Source organism: Burkholderia sp. WP9, from assembly GCF_900104795.1.
Lineage (GTDB): Bacteria > Pseudomonadota > Gammaproteobacteria > Burkholderiales > Burkholderiaceae > Paraburkholderia.
Genome location: NZ_FNTG01000002.1, coordinates 2,900,100 through 2,919,755 on the forward strand (window position 1 = coordinate 2,900,100; position 19,656 = coordinate 2,919,755).

Here is a 19,656-nt window from a genome sequence, read left to right on the forward strand (position 1 = left end):
GGCGAATGCATGCGTAGACTGCGATCTGTCGCCTGTGGCAGACGCGCTGTCCGAGAATGGCCAGATCGATGCCCCCGCTGCAATGGCTGCCGGTTCAAAGCGTGTCTTCAAAGGGCCGCAAAAGGAAAAATGCGGCCGTTCCCGGAGGATAGTTAATCGAAGCTCTCCCTCGGCGCATGTCGCTATCGTCACCATGCTAGGTCCGCGTGTTTGGCTCGTCCTTAAGCCTGATTAAAACGTCCTTAATTCGAGTTGTGGGTATCAGTGTCGCAAGCGGCCAGCGATACTTGTAGATATGTTTTCGTGGCGATTCGCGATGAAACATCACAGGTTCCATTCATACGGATTCGATAGTTGTCTTGAACTTCAGAATGCGTGACTTCTATCAGGTCGAAACTCATGTGCCGCTTGCCCAACCAGTTCGGTTAACGAGTTTTAACAACGTTTCACTGACCCCTGGAAGCGGAGCTGATTAAGATGAAATCGTTGCATGGGGAGCGAACTCGCCCACGCTGACATGGCCTTTTCGGCCGATCTCAATTCACTCCAATCAACAGGAAAACATCATGCGAATTTCCGCACTCGTCGTGGCTTGCGCTGCCGTCGTCGCGCTCCTCTCAACCGCTGCCATTGCCCAATCGAATAATGACGCCGTGGCATCCCACGCCGGTGCAGGAATGACGAAGGCGTCGATCCGTTTGCAGAACCGGCAATTGTCGAAGGCTGTTCGTCACGCGCTGTATTCGACCAAAGGGTTGAACGCCAGCAACATTGCGGTGCTCGTCAAAAACGGAACCGTTTCTCTGGTGGGTACGGTGCCCGATGCAGCACAGATTCAGGTGGCGGGCAATGTTGCCAAACGTGTTCCGCATGTGGCGGCCGTCGACAACCGTGTGATCGTTGAGGAAGAAGGCGGTGGCCAGTAAATGGTGGGCCGCGGGAAACCAGAAGAAAATCGAACCCGTCCTGCATTGGGAAGCAGGATCGCGCGTTTGCGGGCCCCGGCTGCGCTAAACAGCCAGGGCCCGCGCATCGACAAGGAGCGCTGCGTTTAACGATGCAAGCGCAACACTCGAATGCGCGTTAGCTCTGCAGGAACTCCAGCAGATCGGCGTTCACTTTATCCGCCTCGGTCGTGCACATGCCATGGGGCGCACCTGGATAGACCTTCAGTGTGGCATTTTTCACGATCTTCGCTGACAGGCGACCCGCCTGGTCGATCGGGACGATCTGATCGTCGTCGCCGTGAAGGACCAGCGTCGGCACGTCGATCTTCTTCAGATCTGCCGTGTAGTCGACCTCCGAGAACTGCTTGATACATTCGTACTGGCCTTGGACCGAGCCGAGCATACCTTCGCGCCAGAACTCGTCGATCGTGCCCTGCGAGATTTTCGCGTTGGGCCGATTGAAGCCGAAGAACGGCACAGCGAGATCTTTGTAGAACTGCGAGCGGTTGCTCGCGACACTCGCACGAATGCCGTCGAACACCGACATTGGCAGGCCGTTCGGATTGCTTTCGGTCTTGACCATGATCGGCGGCACTGCGCCGATCAGCACGACCTTGGCAACACGCGAGGTGCCATGGCGGCCGATGTAATGTGCGATCTCGCCGCCGCCAGTCGAATGGCCAACGAGCATGGCGCCCTTCAGGTCGAGCGCGTTGATCACCGCAGCCAGATCGTCTGCGTAGGTGTCCATGTCGTTGCCGTGGGACGGCTGATCGGAGCGGCCATGGCCGCGGCGGTCGTGGGCGATGACCCGGTAGCCTTTCTGCACCAGGAACAGCATTTGTGGATCCCACGCGTCGGCATCGAGCGGCCAGCCGTGCGAGAAGACGACCGGCTTGCCGCTGCCCCAATCCTTGAAGAAGATGCGTGTACCATCTTTAGTCGTTACCGTATTCATCGTATGGCGCTCTCCATGTTGTGGGTGGGATGAATTGCCCGCATGTGCATTTCCGCTAGCGGATGCAGCGGCCATCGCGACGGTCGGTACGGCCATGGCGGCGATCGCCGCGCCGGCTGCGCCCGCGCCCGCTACAAGCACCTGCCTTCGATTCGCCGATGCAATTCCCGATTGATTTGCCATTTTTCTCCAGTCTTGTGTTGTTGGTGGATGTGTCGTAGTGGTAACGCATGACGAGACATCTCAGGCTCCGATAGTACGGATTCGGTAGTTTGTTTGAACTTCATAATCCTTAATTCTTATTAACTCGAAATGCATGTGGCGGTCACGCGGCCACTTCGGCTAACGAGTTTCAATGACGTTCTGCTGATCGCGATCAGGTTGACGGATAGCCAAGTCCGAACGACTGCGCCAACCGGGGGCCCTTCAGAAGCAACGGGGCGACGGCACCGCGCCGCATGGCGGCCCAACGGTCGAGTACCTGCACGACGTCCTTGCCAGATGTGGTTGCCAGCGCTTCGGCGAGGCTCACGGCGTCGTCGGCGGACTTGGAGGTGCCCGAGCCAGTGTGAGGTCGTAGCGTGCAGGCTGCGTCGCCCACTAGAGCGATACGCCCTTTGGCGAACGAGGGGCTCAGGGCGTCGGAGATGGCTTGCAGGAATGGCGCGTGCGTCGCGGCCACCAGTTGCGATAACGCGCGAGGCAGCCCATCGAGCGCCGCCCGATGCAGATAGGCAAGCGACTGTTCCGACAGCTCCCCAGGCGGGACTGATGCGTGGTGCCGATGACCGTCGCGTCCGGTCAGGAACGCGCCGATTGATGACTCGTCGGGTTCGTTTCTGTACCAGAGCCAATTGAACCGGCGCATGCCTGTGTCGAGCGAGCCATTCAGCGCGGGAATGAGGAATGTCATGAATAGTTCGGCATCTGAACGGTAGAGCGTCATGTTCTCGATCAGATCCACCACCTCCACGCGGTTGAAAGCGTTTTCACTCACCACCCCGCGCCACGCGATGTAACCTGCGTACGACGAGGCGTTACCGGGAAACAGCGCGGAACGAAGCCGCGAGCCGGTGCCGTCCGCGGCGATCAAAATGTCTGCGCGAACCGGCGCCGCGCCGTCGTCGAAACGGATTTCGACGCCGTCCGCGTCTTCGGCAACACTCGCTACATTGCGCCCGTAGTGAAGCGAAGCGGGCGGCAACATGCTGCACAGCGACCGGTAGACGGCGTCCCACGATGAAAACGGGAGCAGCTCGGGATCGTCGCGCGTCACATTGCCGTCGATATCGATCCAGCGCCGTCGGTGCGTCGGCACCGCAAGCATCGCGCGGGTTCGATGGCCGTGCTGTTCGAGAAACCGCAGCATCTGCCGCAGCACCACGACTCCACCACCACGACCCCGCAGCGGTCCTGCAGAGCGCTCGTAGACGTGCACGTCGTGGCCCGTGCATGTCAGCGTCAATGCGCATGCGAGCCCTGCGATTGAACCACCCGCGATTGCAATTTTCATGCTGTTGGCGATGCCATGTCGATCCTCCATACGTCTATTTGCCGGCGCAGACTGTCGCCGCCCAAAGGCATGTCACGCAGATCGGCCAGCGTGACTACGCTTCCCGCTATCAACTGTTCAGGCGTTCGAGTGATTCACCCACCTGTCACAGGCAGCATGCACCTGGCGGCGGGAAGAGGTGACATGGTCGTTCCTTTTGCGAGCGATTGAACATGGTGCGAATGGGTGACAGTACCGAGCAGCGTATCGCCGACGGCAAAGAAAATCCTGATGCCGCGCTGAATTTTTGTGAAACCGGAGAGATTCTGTCCGGTTTCCTGACGGAACTCATTGCACCAGGCCTCAACCGCGGACGCAGAACAGGCATGGTGCGGACCGGATGTTCTGGCGATCGGATCAACTGCAAGCGGGTGCGCGGCGCCTTGACGGTCGAGCAGAAGCTTGTCGAATTCGTGGCGACTGTATTCTGTGTCCCGATCGGTCGCTGATATCTTCCCGTGCGTTCTATTAAGAACTATTAAGGGCTCTGCCAAGGACTGGGTGAAAAGCTCTGGATAGACTGGGCTTCAGTCTTCCTCGCACTTCTCGCGAGTGCGGCCTGTCTTCTCATGTTCACTCAACTTCTAGGACGTACAACGCCATGGCAAATCCGAAACTGGAAGTCCTCACGCCTGCAAACTCGCAGATCATCTTCATCGACCAACAGCCGCAAATGGCTTTTGGGGTCCAGTCTATCGACCGTCAGGTACTTAAGAACAACGTAGTAGGACTTGCGAAGGCAGCGCGGGTGTTTAACATTCCCACCACTATTACGACGGTGGAATCCGAAAGTTTTTCTGGCTATACGTACCCGGAATTGCTGGACGTATTTCCGGAGCACAAAGTGCTCGAACGCTCGTCCATGAATTCGTGGGACGACCAGAAGGTTCGTGACTCGCTTGCTGCGAATGGCCGAAAAAAGGTAGTGGTGGCAGGTTTGTGGACCGAGGTTTGCAACAACACGTTTGCGCTGTGCGCCATGGCCGAAGGTGACTACGAAATCTATATGGTCGCCGACGCGTCGGGCGGCACCTCGAAGGACGCGCATGACTACGCGATGCAGCGGATGATTCAGGCCGGCGTGGTTCCGATGACCTGGCAACAGGTACTGCTCGAGTGGCAGCGCGACTGGGCGCACAAAGAGACTTACAACGAAGTCATGGCGATTGCCAAAGAGCATTCGGGCGCGTACGGGATGGGCGTGGACTATGCCTACACCATGGTGCACAAGGCTGCCCAGCGCGCGGCGGGGACGCACGAGGTTCTGGCGCCGGTGCCGGCAAAGAAATAATAAGTCGCGGCGAGCGCCCGCTTTACACGAATAGCCCCGTGCGTGAAAAGCGGCGCGCCCCCTATCAGGATCGCCATGACTTTCAATACGTCCGCGCCGGAGCCGGCCTTCCGCTTTCCGGGGAATCGTTCATGAATAAACACGAAGACACGATTCTTGCGCTGATAGCGGGCTACGTTGACACCGTCGGGTTCGTTGCGTTGTTCGGACTCTTCACCGCGCATGTCACGGGCAACTTCGTACTGATCGGCGCGGAGTTCGCAGGCGGGGGGCAAGGTGTGCTGCTGAAGCTGCTGGCGTTTTCGTCTTTTATAGTCGGCATTGCGCTGAGCAGCGTTATTTTCAAGTTTCTGGAGCGCAATCATCCGGCGGATGCTGCGAGCGCTTTGTACCTGTTTCAGGCAATGCTGCTCGTTTCATTCCTTGTGACAGGCTTGATCGCGACGCCAATCAAGGCATCGAATGCATCAATGGTGCTGGTGTGCGGCGTACTGGGAACCATGGCGATGGGCGTGCAGAACGCGCGTGGCAGGTTGCTGATGGTCACGGGGCTGCCGAACACGGTGATGACCGGAAACGTGACGCAGATCGTGCTCGACGTGATCGAGCTGATACACCGGGGGGCGCCGCGGGCGGGCATGGGCAGCAGGTTCGAGGGCGCCTCCAATCGACGTTGGCGGCGATGTGCGGCTTTGCTGTCGGCGCGGTTGGCGGCGCATTGACCTACGTCGAATTTTCTTTTCTCGCGATTACATTCCCAGTGGCCATTTTGTTATTTCTTGCCTGGAAGAGAAGGGCGATGCCGAAGGCAAGCGGTTAGCTTGTCGCGAACCGGCCATCTGGTCACCGATATCGATCAGGCGGTGAAGGGCGGCATGAGCCGCGCGATCTTCAATAAAAATTCGCAACTGCGTCGAACGCGTGGACGCGATGCTTTTTTTGCGTATATGACTGGCTGCCGGTCAATTACGAAGCCGCGCCCGGTCGATGACCCGGGCGCCTACCTTGTCTTTCATCACTTTCGGGAAACGAAAAATGGCAACTGAAGCGACGGCAGTCACTCACCACACGCTGCGTGCGAACGGCATCCGGCAGCATTTCCTCGATGCCGGTAGCGGCCCGGTTGTCGTGCTCCTGCACGGTTTCCCCGAGACGAGCTTTGCGTGGCGTCATCAGATTCCCGTGCTGGCCCAGCACTATCGGGTCATCGCGCCGGACCTGCGGGGCTATGGCGAAACCGACAAACCCGGTTCCGGCTACGACAAGCGGAACATGGCGATGGACATCATTAGTCTGCTCGACGAACTGGGGATCGGCAAGGTCGCGCTCGTCGGGCACGATCGCGGCGCGCGCGTGGCCACTCGGCTGACGAAGGATCATCCTGAACGGGTCGATCGGCTCGTCGTGATAGATAACGTGCCGACGCGGGTGGTCGCACAAAACATGAATCCACAAACAGCGCGTGCGTACTGGTTCTTTCTGTTCCATCTGGTCGCGGACCTACCGGAAACGCTGATCGCGGGGAAGGAAGACGCGTGGCTGCATCACTTTTTCGCCGACTGGTGCTACAACCCGCACACGATCGAAGGCGCGGACTTCGATACGTACGTGAAAGCGTACAAGCGGCCGGGCGCGGTGCGAGGCGCAATGTCGGACTATCGCGCGAATTCCGAGGACGTCGCTCAGGATCTGGTCGACGCGGACGTGAAAATTGCGTGCCCGACTATGGCGCTGTGGGGTGAAGACTTCTATGCGGTGGGCGGCATGTTCGACATGAAGGCTGTCTGGGAAGGCATGGCAAACAACCTCCGTGCCGAACCGATCTCGCATTGCGGGCATTTGCCCCAGGAGGAACAGCCGGAACGGGTCAACGAATTGCTGGTGGATTTCCTGCGGGGCTGGAATGGGAATTGATTGGCCGTCGGACGCTCCGCGGCTACGAGCCGCACGATAGCTGAAGTGCCCGGCCGCGGGGCGTAATCCGCGGCCGGTTGACCGGCAGAAGCATGATGCATGGCCAAACCCGACCGCATGCGCAAAACACTCGCGGCACGAGTCAAAGATAGCCGAGCAGGAAGATTGTTGCGGTCAGGGTGAAAATCGACAAGACGCTCGAGGCGACCAGCGTCGTGCCCGATGGCGTGTCCTGTACGCCGTACGACAAGCCGAACAGAATGCCGAACGAACCACATGGAATCGCCGAGAGCAAAATGGCTTGACCGGCAATCGGCTTCGGCAGCGCGAACACCACGACCAGCAAATAGGCGATCAGCGGTTGGATCACGTTGCTGAGCGCCACGCCAACCCATACTTCCTTATCCAGCCGGAAAGGTTGTGACGCCAGTATCAACCCGGTCGAAAACAACGCCAGGCCCGCTGTCGTGCTGCTGATGATATTGAGTGACTGCACCATGAGCCCCGGCAACTGCCAACCCGCAAGCGAAACCATCACACCGAGAAGCGGCGCGATCACGATCGGCTTGACGAATGTCGTGATCAACGCCTTTGCCAGCAGATTCGAGTGCGCGCCGTCGTTCTCGCGAGTCTTTGCACGTTCGAGCAGGATCAACCCGGCTGGCGACATCACAACCGAGGCGGTCGTGATCGCAAGCGCGACGGTCAAGTCGCTTGCTTCACCGTAGACACTATGCAAAAGCGGAAGGCCGACCGCGGCAAAGTTCGGCATACCAATAGTGACCGCGCGGACGGCCGCATTCGCCGACGCCACCTTGAAAAGAAAACGCGACAACGCAAGCGACGCGAAGTACGGCACCAGCATCACCGCTATCAGCAGGAGGATCAGCACGAGGTGGCTGTCGAGGCTGGTGCGCTGCATCTTGGCTGTGTACAGGAACAGCGCGAACGGCAGCGCGTAGTCGACCAGCATGGTATTGATCGAAGATAACGGCATGGTGCCCCGAGCGAGCTTGCCCGCCAGATAGCCTGTCGCCATAGAAAAGAAGAACGGCACTAGCGCGTAAGCTATCTCGTGAATCATCTGTCGTTGCCCGTGTGATGGCGTCCACGTCGGGCGCCGTTGAATGTCGTAATCGACGGAGGCCACCTCTATTGCGGCAACGAAGTCTATTGATCGGCGCGCATTAAGTCTTTAGGAAAACATGAAGCATTATTAACGGTGCCGGATGTACGAGATCGATTCAAGCGAACGCGTGATACAGATTTTTTTGAGCTGTACGTTAAGTTTCTTTCACGCACGCCATTTGCCGGCTTTTTGGGGCTCTGTCCTTCCTCGGCGACCACACGCCCCCAGATGTATGACGGTCGCGCGACAGCCGGTTCGATCGATTGCATCGAAAACCTGCAGGACTTCGAAGGATAGGTTTGTGGCGGACAGACGAATCTATCGAGGTTCCAAGCCCAAGAGTTGGCCGGGGAAGATCAGCGTTGACCTTCGGCGTCACGTGGCGCTTCAGACGAGGTGGCGTAATTTTTAATAACTATTCAGTCCGGCCTAATTTCATTAGCAGAATCGCTGGGTAGGATGACTTGCAACTAGCGTCCAGCGCAATATGTTCGCGCCGATTGGATAGAGGACGTGGCTTGCTCGGCCGTATGATCACAATACTGGATTTCAGAATGTCCGCTATGGCCATCCCGCAATCCATATCGGAGCGTTTGTATGAAACGGGTTGGAATTTCTCCGGGGCGCCGCGCGTTTCTGCGTAGTGTCGCGAGCGCGGGACCGGCCGCCGTGGCGATCGGCGCCGGCGTGGCCGGCGTTGCGGCGAGTTCGACAGCAGGCAACACACCGAACTGGACGCCCAGCTACTTTACGCCCGACGAATGGAGCGTGCTTGTCGCGCTGGTCGATCGCCTGATCCCTGCGGACAGCGAAGGGCCAGGTGCGATTGAGGCGGGCGTGCCGGAATTTATCGACAGCCAGATGAACACGCCCTACGGCTATGGCGCCCTTTGGTACATGCACGGGCCCTTCGTTGCAGGGCCCGCGACGCTCGGCTATCAGCTCGAATTCAGCCCCCGGGCGCTGTACCGAAGTGCGTTGGCCGGACTGGACGAACAGGTGCGCAAGCGGTTTTCGAAACGCTTCGATGAGCTCGACGCCAGTACGCGCGACAGCATGATTGGCGAATTGGAATCGGGCAAGCTGGGTATCGGCGACGTGCCCGCAGTGGACTTCTTTGCGCAACTGTTGCAGAACACACACGAAGGCTATTTCTGCGATCCGAAGCACGGAGGCAATCGCGATATGGCGGCGTGGAAGATGATCAATTTCCCTGGGGCAAGAGCCGACTATATCGACTGGGTCGAACAGTATGGGAAGCGCTACCCGCTTGCGCCGGTATCCAGCGCCTGAGCGCCTCATCTTCCATGTCGATCAATGCCATTGCAGGCGCGAGGTGCGCGGGAATCAACGCGTTCCCACCAGGATAATTCAATGACAGACCAAACGATGAAAGGCGTCGACGTGGTGATCGTCGGCTTTGGCTGGGCCGGCGCCATCATGGCGAAGGAGTTGACCGAAGCCGGCTTGCAGGTGCTCGCGCTGGAACGTGGGCAATACCGCGATACGTATCCGGACGGTGCGTATCCGACCACGCTGGACGAACTGACCTATCTGCAGCGTTTCAAGCTGTTTCAGAATATGGCGCTAAGTACGTTCACCTTCCGTCATAACTTGAACGACACGGCGTTGCCGTATCGGCAGATAGGCGCATTCAAACCGGGTGAAGGGGTTGGCGGCGCGGGTCTCCATTGGGCAGGCCAGCACTGGCGGATTTATCCGGAGGAGCTCAGGCTGCGCTCGCACTACGTTGAGCGTTACGGTGCAAAGTTCATTCCGAAGAACATGACGCTGCAGGATTTTGGTGTGTCTTATGAAGAGCTGGAACCGCATTTCGACTTCGCCGAAAAAGTATTCGGCACGTCGGGGCAGGCGTACCGAGTGAACGGCCAGGTTGTGGGAGATGGCAATCCGTTCGAAGCAGACCGCTCGGGTGCTTTTCCGCTGCCCGCGCAGAAAGTACCCTATGGTCCTCATATTTTCATGAAAGCGGCGCGCGAATTGGGTTTCCATCCATTTCGCGCGCCGTCGGCCACGGTGTCGGCAGCCTATACGAATCCGTATGGTTGCCAGATGGGACCGTGCAACTTCTGCGGGTATTGTTCGGGCTACGCGTGCTACAACTATTCGAAAGCGTCGCCCAATGTGAATATCCTACCGGCATTGCGCGGTTTGCCGAACTTCGAACTCCGGCCCAACTGCACGGTGTTGCGAATTACGCTCGACAGGACGCGCAAGGTCGCCACCGGTGTCGAGTATGTCGATGCCGCAGGTAAAGTTGTCGCACAACCCGCCAGGATTGTCATAGCGAGCACCTTCGCCTATAACAACGCACATCTTTTCATGCTGTCGGGAATCGGCCAGCAATACGACCCGGTGAGCGGTGAGGGTACTGTCGGCAAGAACGTGTCGTATCAGATGCTTTCGAATATCCAGGTTTTTTTCGAACCGGGGACGAATAGCAATCCATTTATCGGCGCCGGCGGCAACAGCGTCGCGTTCGACGATTTCAACGCAGATAACTTCGACCATGGCCCCCACGGCTTTGTCGGCGGTGCGGCGCTGTGGTGCAACCCGGCGGGAGCCAAGCCGATTTCCGGCATAGCGGTGCCGGCGGGAACCCCTAAATGGGGAAGCACGTGGAAGAAAGCAGTCAAAGATAGCTACGTGAACACGGTGTCGATCGACTCGAACGGCACCAACATGGTCTATCGCGATTGTTATCTCGATCTCGATCCGACATATCAGAACAAATACGGGCAACCGCTGTTGCGTTTTACGTTCGACTGGAAAGACAACGACATTCGCATGACCCGTTTCGTGACCGACAAGCTGGTCCAGGTCGCAAAGGCAATGGGGCCGAAGGACTATACGGTCACGCAAAAGAACTTCGGCGATCACTTCGACGTGCGGCCGTATCAGACCACGCATTGGGCCGGCGGCCTGATCATGGGCGAGCATCCGAAGACGAGTGCGTTGAACCGCTATCTGCAAAGCTGGGACGTGCATAACGTCTTTGCGATCGGCTCCAACGTGTTTCCGGTGGGCCTCGGCTATAACCCCACGGGCGCGGTCGCCGCGCTGGCCTACTGGTCGGCGAAGGCGATCAGGACGCAGTACCTGAAAGACCCGCGGCCACTGGTGGATGCGTGATGAAATATATCGATAGCCTGCGCTGCGGCGCGATGGTGGCCATCTGCATGCTGGTGCTTCCCTGGGGCGCGGACGCCGCGCCGGCTGCGGACGCGGCGCAGGTCGAGCGCGGCGCATACCTCGCGCGTGCAGGCGACTGCATTGCCTGTCACACGGCGAAGAACGGCAAACCATTCGCAGGTGGCTATCCGCTCGGCACACCGCTCGGCAAGGTGTACTCGACGAATATCACTCCGGACAAGACAAGCGGCATCGGCGCCTGGACCTACGACGACTTCGCGACGTTGATGCGCCGCGGAAGAACGAAGAGCGGGTATGCGGTTTATCCGGCCATGCCGTATCCATCGTATGCGCATATCGACGATGCGGACATGCATGCGCTCTATGCCTACTTCATGTACGGCGTAGCGCCCGTCAGGCAGGCGAACCGCGATAACGACATTCCATGGCCATTGTCGATGCGCTGGCCGCTGACGGTTTGGGGCTGGGTCTTCGGACCCGGACCGAAACCGTACGTCGCACCGGCGGGCACACCGGTGGAAGTCGCGCGTGGCGCCTATCTGGTGCAGGGCCTCGGACATTGTGGAAGCTGTCATACACCGCGAGGCGTCGGGCTTCAGGAGTTGTCGCTAGGCGACGATACCGATCCGGTCTACCTCGCGGGCGGGGCATCGATAGACGGCTGGATTGCACCGTCGCTGCGCAACGAACATGGAGACGGTCTTGCGGCCATGTCGACTGAGGACATCGTGGCGTTTCTGAAAAGCGGGCGCAACGCACATATCGCCTCATTCGGCGCGATGAACGACGTGGTCGTGAATTCGATGCAGCATCTGAACGAAGCCGACCTGAAGGGCATTGCGGCTTATCTGAAGTCGCTGTCGCCGCACAAGGACGCGGCGCAGCCGTATCGCTACGACGCAACGGTTGCGACCGCGCTCTATCACGGACAGGTGCCCAGTGCCGGCGCGCAGATCTATCTCGACCGTTGCGCCGGTTGTCATCGCTCTGACGGCACGGGGAACGGCAAGGCATTCCCGGCGCTGGCGGGCAATCCGGTATTGCAGACCGACGATCCGACGTCGGCGATTCACATCGTTCTGTCGGGCGGCTCGATGCCGGCGACACGCACTGCGCCCTCGGCCATCACGATGGGTCCGTATGCAGCCATTCTGAGCGATCGACAGATAGCGGACGTAGTGACTTTCGTGCAAACCAGTTGGGGCAACCGGGGCGGCACAGCGACCGAGCGCCAGGTAGGCAAAGTGCGCAAGTCGTTGGTGAAGGTGGCTCCGACGGTGTCGGTGGCTGACACGCCGTAAGTCTCATGGCGCCTTCAGCGCAGATTCGATCAGTAGTTTTCAGCCGTAATTCAGGACGTTTTTCTGATCCTCCCGGTAGCCCGGCTGCGAATGGACGAGGGCAAAGCGTCGATGATCGTAACGAGTCCACCTGGCCACGCTGCTTAGAAGGTGGCGAGCGCTTCGTCGTCGGCAATCGCGCGCGGCGCGGACGCCTGCACGAATCCGGGTGTGCTGCCGTCGTCGCCGGCAATGAACACGTTCACGCCCTCGGCCTGGATCGGCGACGACGACACGGGCTGCCGGCCGCCGAGCAGGCTCGTGTGGCTCAGCCGTCCAACGTGCCAGAGCTGCGCGAAGATGCGGCTGCACGGCGGCGTGCACGGCGTGGGTCACCTTGCGCCATCCGGCGACCTGCGCGGGCGTGTGAATGCCGGGCGTCCATGCGTAGCCCTTGCCGAGTGGCGAAATATAGGTGCCTTCGCTGACGACGAGGCCCGCGCCCGCGCGTTGCGCATAATAGGCGGCCATCAGGTCGTTGGCTTCGTCGCCGGGTTGGCTGGCGCGCGAGCGCGTCATGGGCGGCATCACGATGCGGTTCGGCAGCGTCATGCTGCGCAGGTATTCGACCAGCTTGCGGCTCTGCAAATACGGGCTCAACTCGATCTGATTGGTCGCGATCGCGTCCTTGCCGACCGCGGCGATCGCCTGCTTCGTCAGTTCGATATTGAAGTTCGAGATACCGATCTGCCGCGTCAGGCCTTTTGCTTGCACGTCGGCAAGGGCTGTCATGAACGTCTCGAGCGGCACCTCGTTATCCGGGGCACATCGAGCCCACGGTGAGTTCGTCGAGCGGCGAGACGCTGAGACAACTCGCGCTCGAAGGCGACGGGATCGTCTGCCTGTCGGATTTCATGACCACGCAGGACCGTGAAGCCGGGCGGCTCATGCAAGTCCTTACGCGCCACACGCAAGACGTGCTGCAGCCGATTCAAGCCGTCTATTACCGGAATACGGCGATTTCATCACGGATCGCGTCGTTCGTCGATTATCTGGTCGAGGCGCTCGGCAGTGGAACGCGGGCGCGCAGGCCGGCTGCGTGGGCGGGTCAGTAATGAGCGCCTGAGACGCGATCATCGCCGATTCGCCCGATGCTGGCACCGCCTTAAAACAACGCCCTTTGCCCTGACATCAAGGTGGTGAAATCATCGCGCAGCAGCGGCAGGATCGCGTCGGCTACAGGCTGCAATTGCCGCGTCAGATAGTGTTCGTAATCGATGGCCGAGCGCAGCGTTTCCAGCGGTTCGGGGCCGGCCACCGTCATCACATAGCTGATCCAGCCGCCGTTCTGGTATTGCAGCGGACGCCCTTGCCGCCGATTGAACTCGTCCGCCACCCGCGCCGCCCGCACATGCGGCGGCACATTGCGCTCATATTCGCCGAGCGGCCGGCGCACACGCTTGCGATACACGAGCTGATCGTCGAGCTTGCCTTCGAGCGTGTCGCGCACATAGTCGCGCACGTAATCCTGATACGGCTGCTGTGTGAAGATGCGGCGGTAGAGTTCCTGCTGAAACTGTTGTGCGAGAGGCGTCCAGTCCGTGCGGACCGTTTCCAGGCCTTTGTAGACGATGTCCTCGCTGCCGTCCGGCAAAACCGTGAGGCCTGCGTAGCGCTTCTTGCTGCCTTCCTCGGCACCGCGAATGGTCGGCATGAAGAAGCGCCGGTAATGCCGCTCGAATTGCAATTCGAGCGCACTGTCGAGTCCGAAGCGCTGCAGCAGATTCTGCCGCCACCATGCATTGATATGCTCGACTAGCGCGCGGCCGATGCGGCTCGCGTCTTCCTCGCTGTGTGCGTGCTTGAGCCAGACGAAGGTCGAATCCGTGTCGCCATAAATGACTTCGTAGCCTTCGCCTTGAATCAGTTCGCGCGTGGCATGCATGATTTCGTGGCCGCGCATGGTGATCGACGAGGCGAGACGCGGATCGAAGAAGCGGCAGCCGGTCGATCCCAGTACGCCGTAAAAGGCGTTCATGATGATCTTCAATGCCTGCGAAAGCGGCTTGTTGTTCTCGCGTTTGGCGGTTTCCCGGCCTTGCCAGACCTGCCCAACGATCGACGGCAAGCAATGGCGCGTGCGTGAAAAGCGCGCGCCGAGAAAGCCGGGCACGGATTGATCGTCGGCGGGATTCAGCATGCCTTCCACCAGACCGACCGGGTCGATCAGAAACGTGCGGATAATCGACGGATACAGGCTCTTATAGTCCAGCACCAGCACGGAGTCGTAAAGGCCGGGGCGCGAATCCATCACGAAGCCACCGGGGCTCGCGGCTCCGGCCACGTCGCCGAGATTGGGCGCGACGTAGCCTTGCCGATGCATGCGCGGCATGTACAGATGCGTGAACGCCGCCACCGATCCGCCGCTGCGATCCGCCGGCAGTCCGGTGACGCTCGCGCGCTCCAGCAGGAACGGCAGCAAGTCCGTCTTCGCGAAGATGCGTGTGACGAGCTCGCAGTCCTTGAGGTTGTACTGCGCGAGCGCGGGTTTGTCCTCGTCGAAGCGGCGCTGGATTTCATCCATGCGCTGATATGGATTGTCGATCGACTTGCCTTCGCCCAGCACGGAACGCGCGACATGTTCGAGACTGAACGAAGGGAAACTCCACGTCGCGGAGCGCAGCGCCTCGATGCCGTCGATAATCAGCCGCCCCGCGGCGCCGGCGAAGAAGTGGTTCTGTTTGAGTCCGTGCTCGCGCCATTCCATGACTGCACCACCGCGGCCGAGCCGCAGCGGTATGCGATATTGTTCGGCGTGCTGCTGCAGCACACGCAGGTCGAACTGCACCAGATTCCATCCGATAATCGCATCGGGATCATGCCGTTCCAGCCATGCATTCAGTTTTTCCAGCAACTGTGCGCGGGTTTCGCAGTATTCGAGGTCGAAGTCGAGCGTGCTCGCATCGCCATTGGACGGCCCCAGCATATACACCTGGCGCTGTCCGCAACCTTCCAGCGCGATCGAATACAACTCGGCGTGGGCGCTGGTTTCGATGTCGAGCGAAACCAGTTTCAGGGGCGGGCGATAACCGGTGGCCGGCTTGAGTTCGCTGTTCAGAAGCGGGCCGTGATGGTCGCTGCTCCGCGCCTCGCCGCCGAACCACACCGGCGCGGTGATGAAGCGCTCCATCATGTAGCGCTCAGGCGGGAATATGTCGGTTTCGTAGACGTCGACGCCGCCTTGCTTCAGGCGTTTTTCGAACCCCGTCAGTTGCCGATACTGCGGACAGTAAAGTCCCATGACCGGCCGATGCTGAAAGTCGCGGAGATCGAGCGGACGCAGATCGAGTGGCGCCTCGCGGCGCAGGATCGTTTCTGCTCGCTCGCGGTGCTCAACGGGAATGAACGCAACCGAAGGTTGAGGACGCAAACGGATGTGACGGGGCCCGCTGTCCGTTGCCAGCCAGAAATCGACTTCCGTGCCGGCGGGTGTATCCCGCCAATGTCGGGTCAAAATGAAACCCTGTTCAAGCTCAGTCAAACTTCCACCTCTAAAGCAGGCGTGATCGCCTTGCACGATTTTACCGCCATGCGCTTCGAGCCGTTGCGTCATTCCCGAGCGTTGCCGGGGAGGCTCGACCTGCCGCCTGATGTTGGCCGTGTGTGGCCTTCCGCCACGCTGGATGCAGCCGCGCGGCGCAATCTGTATGATCGTGCTGCAGCGATTCCTTCTGGCACAGCCCATGTGCCAGTCAAGTCTTTAAATACGGAGTGAACGATATGACTTTGGGTAAACTTGTTGTTGTGGTCGCAGTAGCTGCAACCAGTCTGAGTGCGCACGCGCAAGTCGCCGGCACGCAGCCGCTGAGCATCACCGTCGAGCAGTCGAATGCGCTGCTGAGCGGCTGGAGTGTGAAGAAGAGCATTCTCGGAAAAACGGTGTACAACGACCAGAACGAGAAGATCGGTACGGTTCGTGATCTGGTGGTGGCGCCGGATGGCTCGCTGTCCGCTGCAATCGTCTCCGCCGGCGGGTTCCTCGGCGTGGCGTCGCACGACGTTGCGGTGCCCATCGCGGCGCTCGATATCCGTCAGGGCAATTTCTATCTGGCCGGTGCCACCAAAGACGCGTTGAAGGCAACTCCCGCGTTCCAGTACAACAAGGTTCAAGCGCCGCCGAAGCCGAAAAAGCTGACGGGCCAGTAATGCAGAAAGCCGGCGTGTTCGCCGGCTGAGCCGTAAGAAGCGGCTCGCGTGTATTCGATCATGAAAAAGCGGCGCTCGCAGCGCGAAACGGTTGATGAGAGAAACCGTTTCGCGCATACAGCGCCGCTTTCGTTTTTTCAGCGGACGAGGCCGCTAGTGGCAATTGGATTCGAGGCCTTGAATCAGGCCTTAAATCAAGCCTCCAGCGCGAGCGTCGCGAACGTGCCGAGCCAATGCTCGCCCATATAGTCGCCGGCCACATGCGGCAGCGCGCTTTGCAGGTGGCGCTCGGCGGCATCGAACAGGACCGTACGGCGAATATCGCCTGCCGGCAATGCGCGCGCCAGCGAGCGTTGGCACCATGCGCGGCTCAGATTCAGACCGTCGAGGTGAGCGATCTTGCCGTCGCTGCGATCCGTCACGGTGACAGGCTCGAACAGTGTGGCGGGTTTTTTCACGCCGAGGTTCGGCAGAAAGCGGCCGAACCAGTCGACGAATTGCGCGGGCGGCAACACGCGGCGCATGAGCTCCGCTTCCATGAGCGAAGGCGAGAGGAATTCGTCGCCAGCGGGCTCCCATGCCTGACATGCTACGTCGTCGACAAACCAGCGTTCCGCGGTATTCACCACCAGTGCTTCCAGCGATTCACGCGACGTTTGCCGCGCGAAGTCCAGTGTCAACGCCAATGCGAAGGCCATGTTGAAGTGCGTGCCCACGCGCAGCGGGTAGGTCGCTTTCGGCAAAAACTCCTCGAAGCGTTCGACAAACACCCTGGTAAGCGGCGCAAAAGTTTTCGACCAGCGCGCGGCCTCCGAGAGCTTCAGCGATTCGAGCTGCGCGCTGAGCGCGAGCAACCATGCCCAACCATAAGGCCGCTCGAAACCACGGTTGTGCGGCAGATCGAGATAGGCCATTTCACCGGCCACGTTCTCCGCGGTGAAATGTTCGTCGACCACGGCGACGATGCGCGCCGCTTCCGGCAGATCGGGAAAGCGTTCGAGCAGATGCAGAATCAACCAGTAGCCGTGCACGCACGAATGCCAGTCGTAGCTGCCGTAAAAAATCGGATGCAGCGCGCGCGGACCTTGCACGTCCTGCGGTCCGGCGAGGGAGTGCGTCAGCTTGTTCGGGTATTCGCGCGTGAGGTGGGCGAGTGCGAGATTGGCGAATTTCGATGCGAATTCGCGAGTGAGTTGGGTAGTCATTGGCGCCTCCTCAAAAGCGGAATACGAACAGATATAACAGTATGGTGTTGACGATCAACAATAGCAAAGCGGTCGGCCACTGCGCCTTGATCACGCCGTTCTGATCTTTCAGCTCCAGCAGCGCTGCCGGCACGATATTGAAGTTGGCCGCCATTGGGGTCATCAAAGTGCCGCAAAAGCCGCACAGCATGCCGATCGCACCCAGAATGGCGGGGTTGCCGTGGAATTGATGCACGATCAGTGGCAAGCCGATACCTGCCGTCATGACGGGAAACGCGGCGAATGCGTTGCCCATGATCATCGTGAAGATTGCCATGCCGAATGTGTAAGCCGCCACCACCGCGAACGCGGAGTCGAGCGGAATCCACGTTTTCACCAGATCCGACACCACGTGGCCCACGCCCGCGACGGCGAACAGCGCGCCGAGGGCCGCCAGCATCTGCGGCAGAATGGCGGCCCAGCCGACGGTATCCATGGTGTGCCGCGCGTCTTTCAATGCGTGCACCGGCGAGTCGCGCAACATGAAGAGCGCCGCGCCGAACGCGACCAGCGTGCCCAATACGAGCGAAATCAGCGTGACGTTCTTCGCTTCGACGAACGGCGCGTGTTTCAGCGTCAAAGTGCCGAGCAACGTGATGAACGGAATCAGCAGCGCCGGAATGAACAGCTTGTTGCCGAAGCGTTGCGCATTCGCCTCGCGGCGCGCGGCGGCGGCTTCGGTGCTGTTGTCCGTTTTGCCTTTGCCGAGCTTGCCGGAGCCGGCGATCACGGCGAGTGCGATGGCGAGGCAGCCTGTTACGAAGTGCGGCAGTTCTGCGCCGAACATGAACGTGAGCGCGTAGATTCCCCAGAACAGAAAATTGGCAATGCGGCGCGGATTCGAACGGTCTTGCAGATTGAAGAGGGCGAACGCGGCGAACATCAAACCGGCCAGCACGTAGAGCGATTCGAGTTTGATCATCATCGCGCGATACCTCGGCCGTACGCGGTCATCTTGTGCGAGAGATTACGGTCCAGCAGGATCAGGCGCACGACATGAATCACGAGTGCCGCCACGGCCGTGGGAATCGCCCAAACTGACACTTGCAGCGGTTCGACCGAGATGCCGTTCTGTTCGAGGAAGCCCTTGATCAGCAGGATGGACTGGATCGCAATGAAAATGTCTTCGCCGAAAAACACGGCGATGTTGTCCACCGCCGATGCATTCGCGCGGATCTGCTGGCGTACCGCATCGGGTAAGTCGCCGTAGCGGTTCGCGGCGGCGGCCTCGGCCATCGGCGCGATGAGCGGACGCACCATCTGCGCGTGCCCACCCAGTGACGTCAGACCGAGTGCGGCGGTGATCTGTCGGATCACGAAGTACAGCATCAGCACGCGGCCGGTGGTGGCGGCGTGCAGACGTGAAATCAGGTGTTTGGCCTGCTCTTTCAGACCGTTGCGCTCCAATAGTGCGATGACCGGCAGCGTCAGCCAGATCAGACCCATATAGCGGTTATCCGCGAATGCCTTACCGAATGCGCTGACGATCTCGACCGGCTGCAAGCCGCCGGCGACGCCCGTAGCGATCCCCGCGATCGTCACGACCAATAGCGCATTGAAGCGCAATGCGAAGCCGAGTACGACGATCGGCACGCCGATTAAAACCCACATGCTGTTCTCCTTGCTACTTCGCTGGTGTGTCGTTGTTGTGTGCTGCTGGAGGCGTTGCCTGGTGCTGGCGAGGGCGGTTGCACGCAAGCGCTGACAGGTTGCGCCGGGTTGCAATGGCTCGTGGGCGAAGAAATCTAACACGATAATTTATCGATAAATAGTCGACGAATTGCGTGATTCGGGTAAACGCCTGGAGGAGGGTGGGTGTTCGGGCAGAGGGAGCGAGAGAGGCGGATCTGGCGTCACGCGCCGCGAACGTGGCGCGCCATGGGTACCGAAAGCGCGAATACCGCAAAGACGGCTAAGACGGCACAGCGGCGCTTGCGCTGTGCCGTTTCAAGAAGTGACGA

Annotated in this window: 16 protein-coding genes and 3 pseudogenes; 10 read left to right on the forward strand and 9 right to left on the reverse strand. The window is 59.9% G+C overall.

Annotation, left to right across the window (positions count from 1 at the left end):
• Nucleotides 1-566: 566 nt before the first annotated feature.
• The gene (locus BLW71_RS34045) at nt 567-926 is read left to right on the forward strand and encodes a BON domain-containing protein (RefSeq protein ID WP_091807505.1); all 360 of its coding nucleotides are present in this window, start codon (nt 567-569) and stop codon (nt 924-926) included.
• Nucleotides 927-1,083: 157 nt separating this feature from the next.
• Here BLW71_RS34045 and BLW71_RS34050 read toward each other — a convergent pair whose 3' ends face one another.
• Both BLW71_RS34050 and BLW71_RS34055 read right to left on the reverse strand, forming a co-directional pair.
• A complete protein-coding gene (locus BLW71_RS34050; protein WP_177205161.1) occupies nt 1,084-2,088 on the reverse strand; it encodes an alpha/beta fold hydrolase in 1,005 nt (334 codons plus the stop codon).
• Nucleotides 2,089-2,281: 193 nt separating this feature from the next.
• The gene (locus tag BLW71_RS34055) at nt 2,282-3,418 is read right to left on the reverse strand and encodes an FAD binding domain-containing protein (protein ID WP_091809215.1); all 1,137 of its coding nucleotides are present in this window, start codon (nt 3,416-3,418) and stop codon (nt 2,282-2,284) included.
• A 221-nt stretch (nt 3,419-3,639) separates the two neighbouring features.
• Here BLW71_RS34055 and BLW71_RS34060 point away from each other — a divergent pair, with 221 nt between their 5' ends.
• From BLW71_RS34060 to BLW71_RS34080, 4 genes are all read left to right on the forward strand, one after another.
• On the forward strand, nt 3,640-3,906 hold the full coding sequence (locus BLW71_RS34060) for a hypothetical protein (RefSeq protein WP_091807509.1): 267 nt from the start codon (nt 3,640-3,642) through the stop codon (nt 3,904-3,906).
• A 152-nt stretch (nt 3,907-4,058) separates the two neighbouring features.
• Entirely contained in the window at nt 4,059-4,748 is a 690-nt protein-coding gene (locus BLW71_RS34065) for a hydrolase (protein WP_091803430.1), read from the forward strand.
• Nucleotides 4,749-4,879: 131 nt separating this feature from the next.
• A complete protein-coding gene (locus tag BLW71_RS34070) occupies nt 4,880-5,470 on the forward strand; it encodes a YoaK family protein (RefSeq protein ID WP_286162183.1) in 591 nt (196 codons plus the stop codon).
• A 313-nt stretch (nt 5,471-5,783) separates the two neighbouring features.
• Nucleotides 5,784-6,662, forward strand: coding sequence for an alpha/beta fold hydrolase (locus tag BLW71_RS34080; RefSeq protein ID WP_091807515.1), 879 nt, complete (start codon nt 5,784-5,786; stop codon nt 6,660-6,662).
• 142 nt (nt 6,663-6,804) lie between these two features.
• Here BLW71_RS34080 and BLW71_RS34085 read toward each other — a convergent pair whose 3' ends face one another.
• Nucleotides 6,805-7,746, reverse strand: coding sequence for an AEC family transporter (locus tag BLW71_RS34085; RefSeq protein WP_091807517.1), 942 nt, complete (start codon nt 7,744-7,746; stop codon nt 6,805-6,807).
• A gap of 642 nt (nt 7,747-8,388) precedes the next feature.
• Between BLW71_RS34085 and BLW71_RS34090 the strand changes: the two genes are divergently transcribed.
• From BLW71_RS34090 to BLW71_RS34100, 3 genes are all read left to right on the forward strand, one after another.
• On the forward strand, nt 8,389-9,084 hold the full coding sequence (locus BLW71_RS34090; RefSeq protein WP_091807519.1) for a gluconate 2-dehydrogenase subunit 3 family protein: 696 nt from the start codon (nt 8,389-8,391) through the stop codon (nt 9,082-9,084).
• An 81-nt stretch (nt 9,085-9,165) separates the two neighbouring features.
• A complete protein-coding gene (locus tag BLW71_RS34095; protein WP_091807521.1) occupies nt 9,166-10,944 on the forward strand; it encodes a GMC family oxidoreductase in 1,779 nt (592 codons plus the stop codon).
• Entirely contained in the window at nt 10,944-12,266 is a 1,323-nt protein-coding gene (locus tag BLW71_RS34100; protein WP_091807523.1) for a c-type cytochrome, read from the forward strand. The genes BLW71_RS34095 and BLW71_RS34100 overlap by 1 nt, the downstream gene beginning before the upstream one ends.
• 161 nt (nt 12,267-12,427) lie before the next feature.
• Here BLW71_RS34100 and BLW71_RS34105 read toward each other — a convergent pair.
• Nucleotides 12,428-12,857: pseudogene (locus tag BLW71_RS34105) on the reverse strand (oxidoreductase); the annotation flags it as partial.
• A gap of 60 nt (nt 12,858-12,917) precedes the next feature.
• A pseudogene (dkgB, locus tag BLW71_RS42990) lies at nt 12,918-13,037 on the reverse strand (2,5-didehydrogluconate reductase DkgB); the annotation flags it as partial.
• Between the two features lie 26 nt (nt 13,038-13,063).
• On the opposite strand from dkgB, the pseudogene BLW71_RS34110 reads away from it, so the two are divergent.
• A pseudogene (locus tag BLW71_RS34110) lies at nt 13,064-13,360 on the forward strand (LysR substrate-binding domain-containing protein); the annotation flags it as partial.
• A 50-nt stretch (nt 13,361-13,410) separates the two neighbouring features.
• Here BLW71_RS34110 and BLW71_RS34115 read toward each other — a convergent pair.
• Entirely contained in the window at nt 13,411-15,786 is a 2,376-nt protein-coding gene (locus BLW71_RS34115; protein WP_091809217.1) for a DNA polymerase II, read from the reverse strand.
• Nucleotides 15,787-16,025: 239 nt separating this feature from the next.
• On the opposite strand from BLW71_RS34115, the gene BLW71_RS34120 reads away from it, so the two are divergent.
• Nucleotides 16,026-16,451 (forward strand): PRC-barrel domain-containing protein, encoded by a 426-nt coding sequence (locus tag BLW71_RS34120; protein ID WP_091807525.1) that lies wholly within the window; start codon nt 16,026-16,028, stop codon nt 16,449-16,451.
• Between the two features lie 194 nt (nt 16,452-16,645).
• On the opposite strand, the gene BLW71_RS34125 is transcribed toward BLW71_RS34120, so the two are convergent.
• Genes BLW71_RS34125 through BLW71_RS34135 form a run of 3 tightly spaced genes read right to left on the reverse strand, consistent with a single transcriptional unit; the run spans nt 16,646 to nt 19,306 of the window.
• Nucleotides 16,646-17,656 carry a DUF2891 domain-containing protein gene (locus BLW71_RS34125; RefSeq protein WP_091807527.1) on the reverse strand — a complete coding sequence of 337 codons (1,011 nt, stop codon included), beginning with the start codon at nt 17,654-17,656 and terminating at the stop codon, nt 16,646-16,648.
• A 10-nt stretch (nt 17,657-17,666) separates the two neighbouring features.
• On the reverse strand, nt 17,667-18,617 hold the full coding sequence (locus tag BLW71_RS34130; RefSeq protein WP_091807529.1) for a DUF979 domain-containing protein: 951 nt from the start codon (nt 18,615-18,617) through the stop codon (nt 17,667-17,669).
• The gene (locus tag BLW71_RS34135) at nt 18,617-19,306 is read right to left on the reverse strand and encodes a DUF969 domain-containing protein (RefSeq protein WP_091807531.1); all 690 of its coding nucleotides are present in this window, start codon (nt 19,304-19,306) and stop codon (nt 18,617-18,619) included. Before BLW71_RS34135 ends, BLW71_RS34130 begins: the two co-directional genes overlap by 1 nt.
• Between the last annotated feature and the right edge of the window lie 350 nt (nt 19,307-19,656).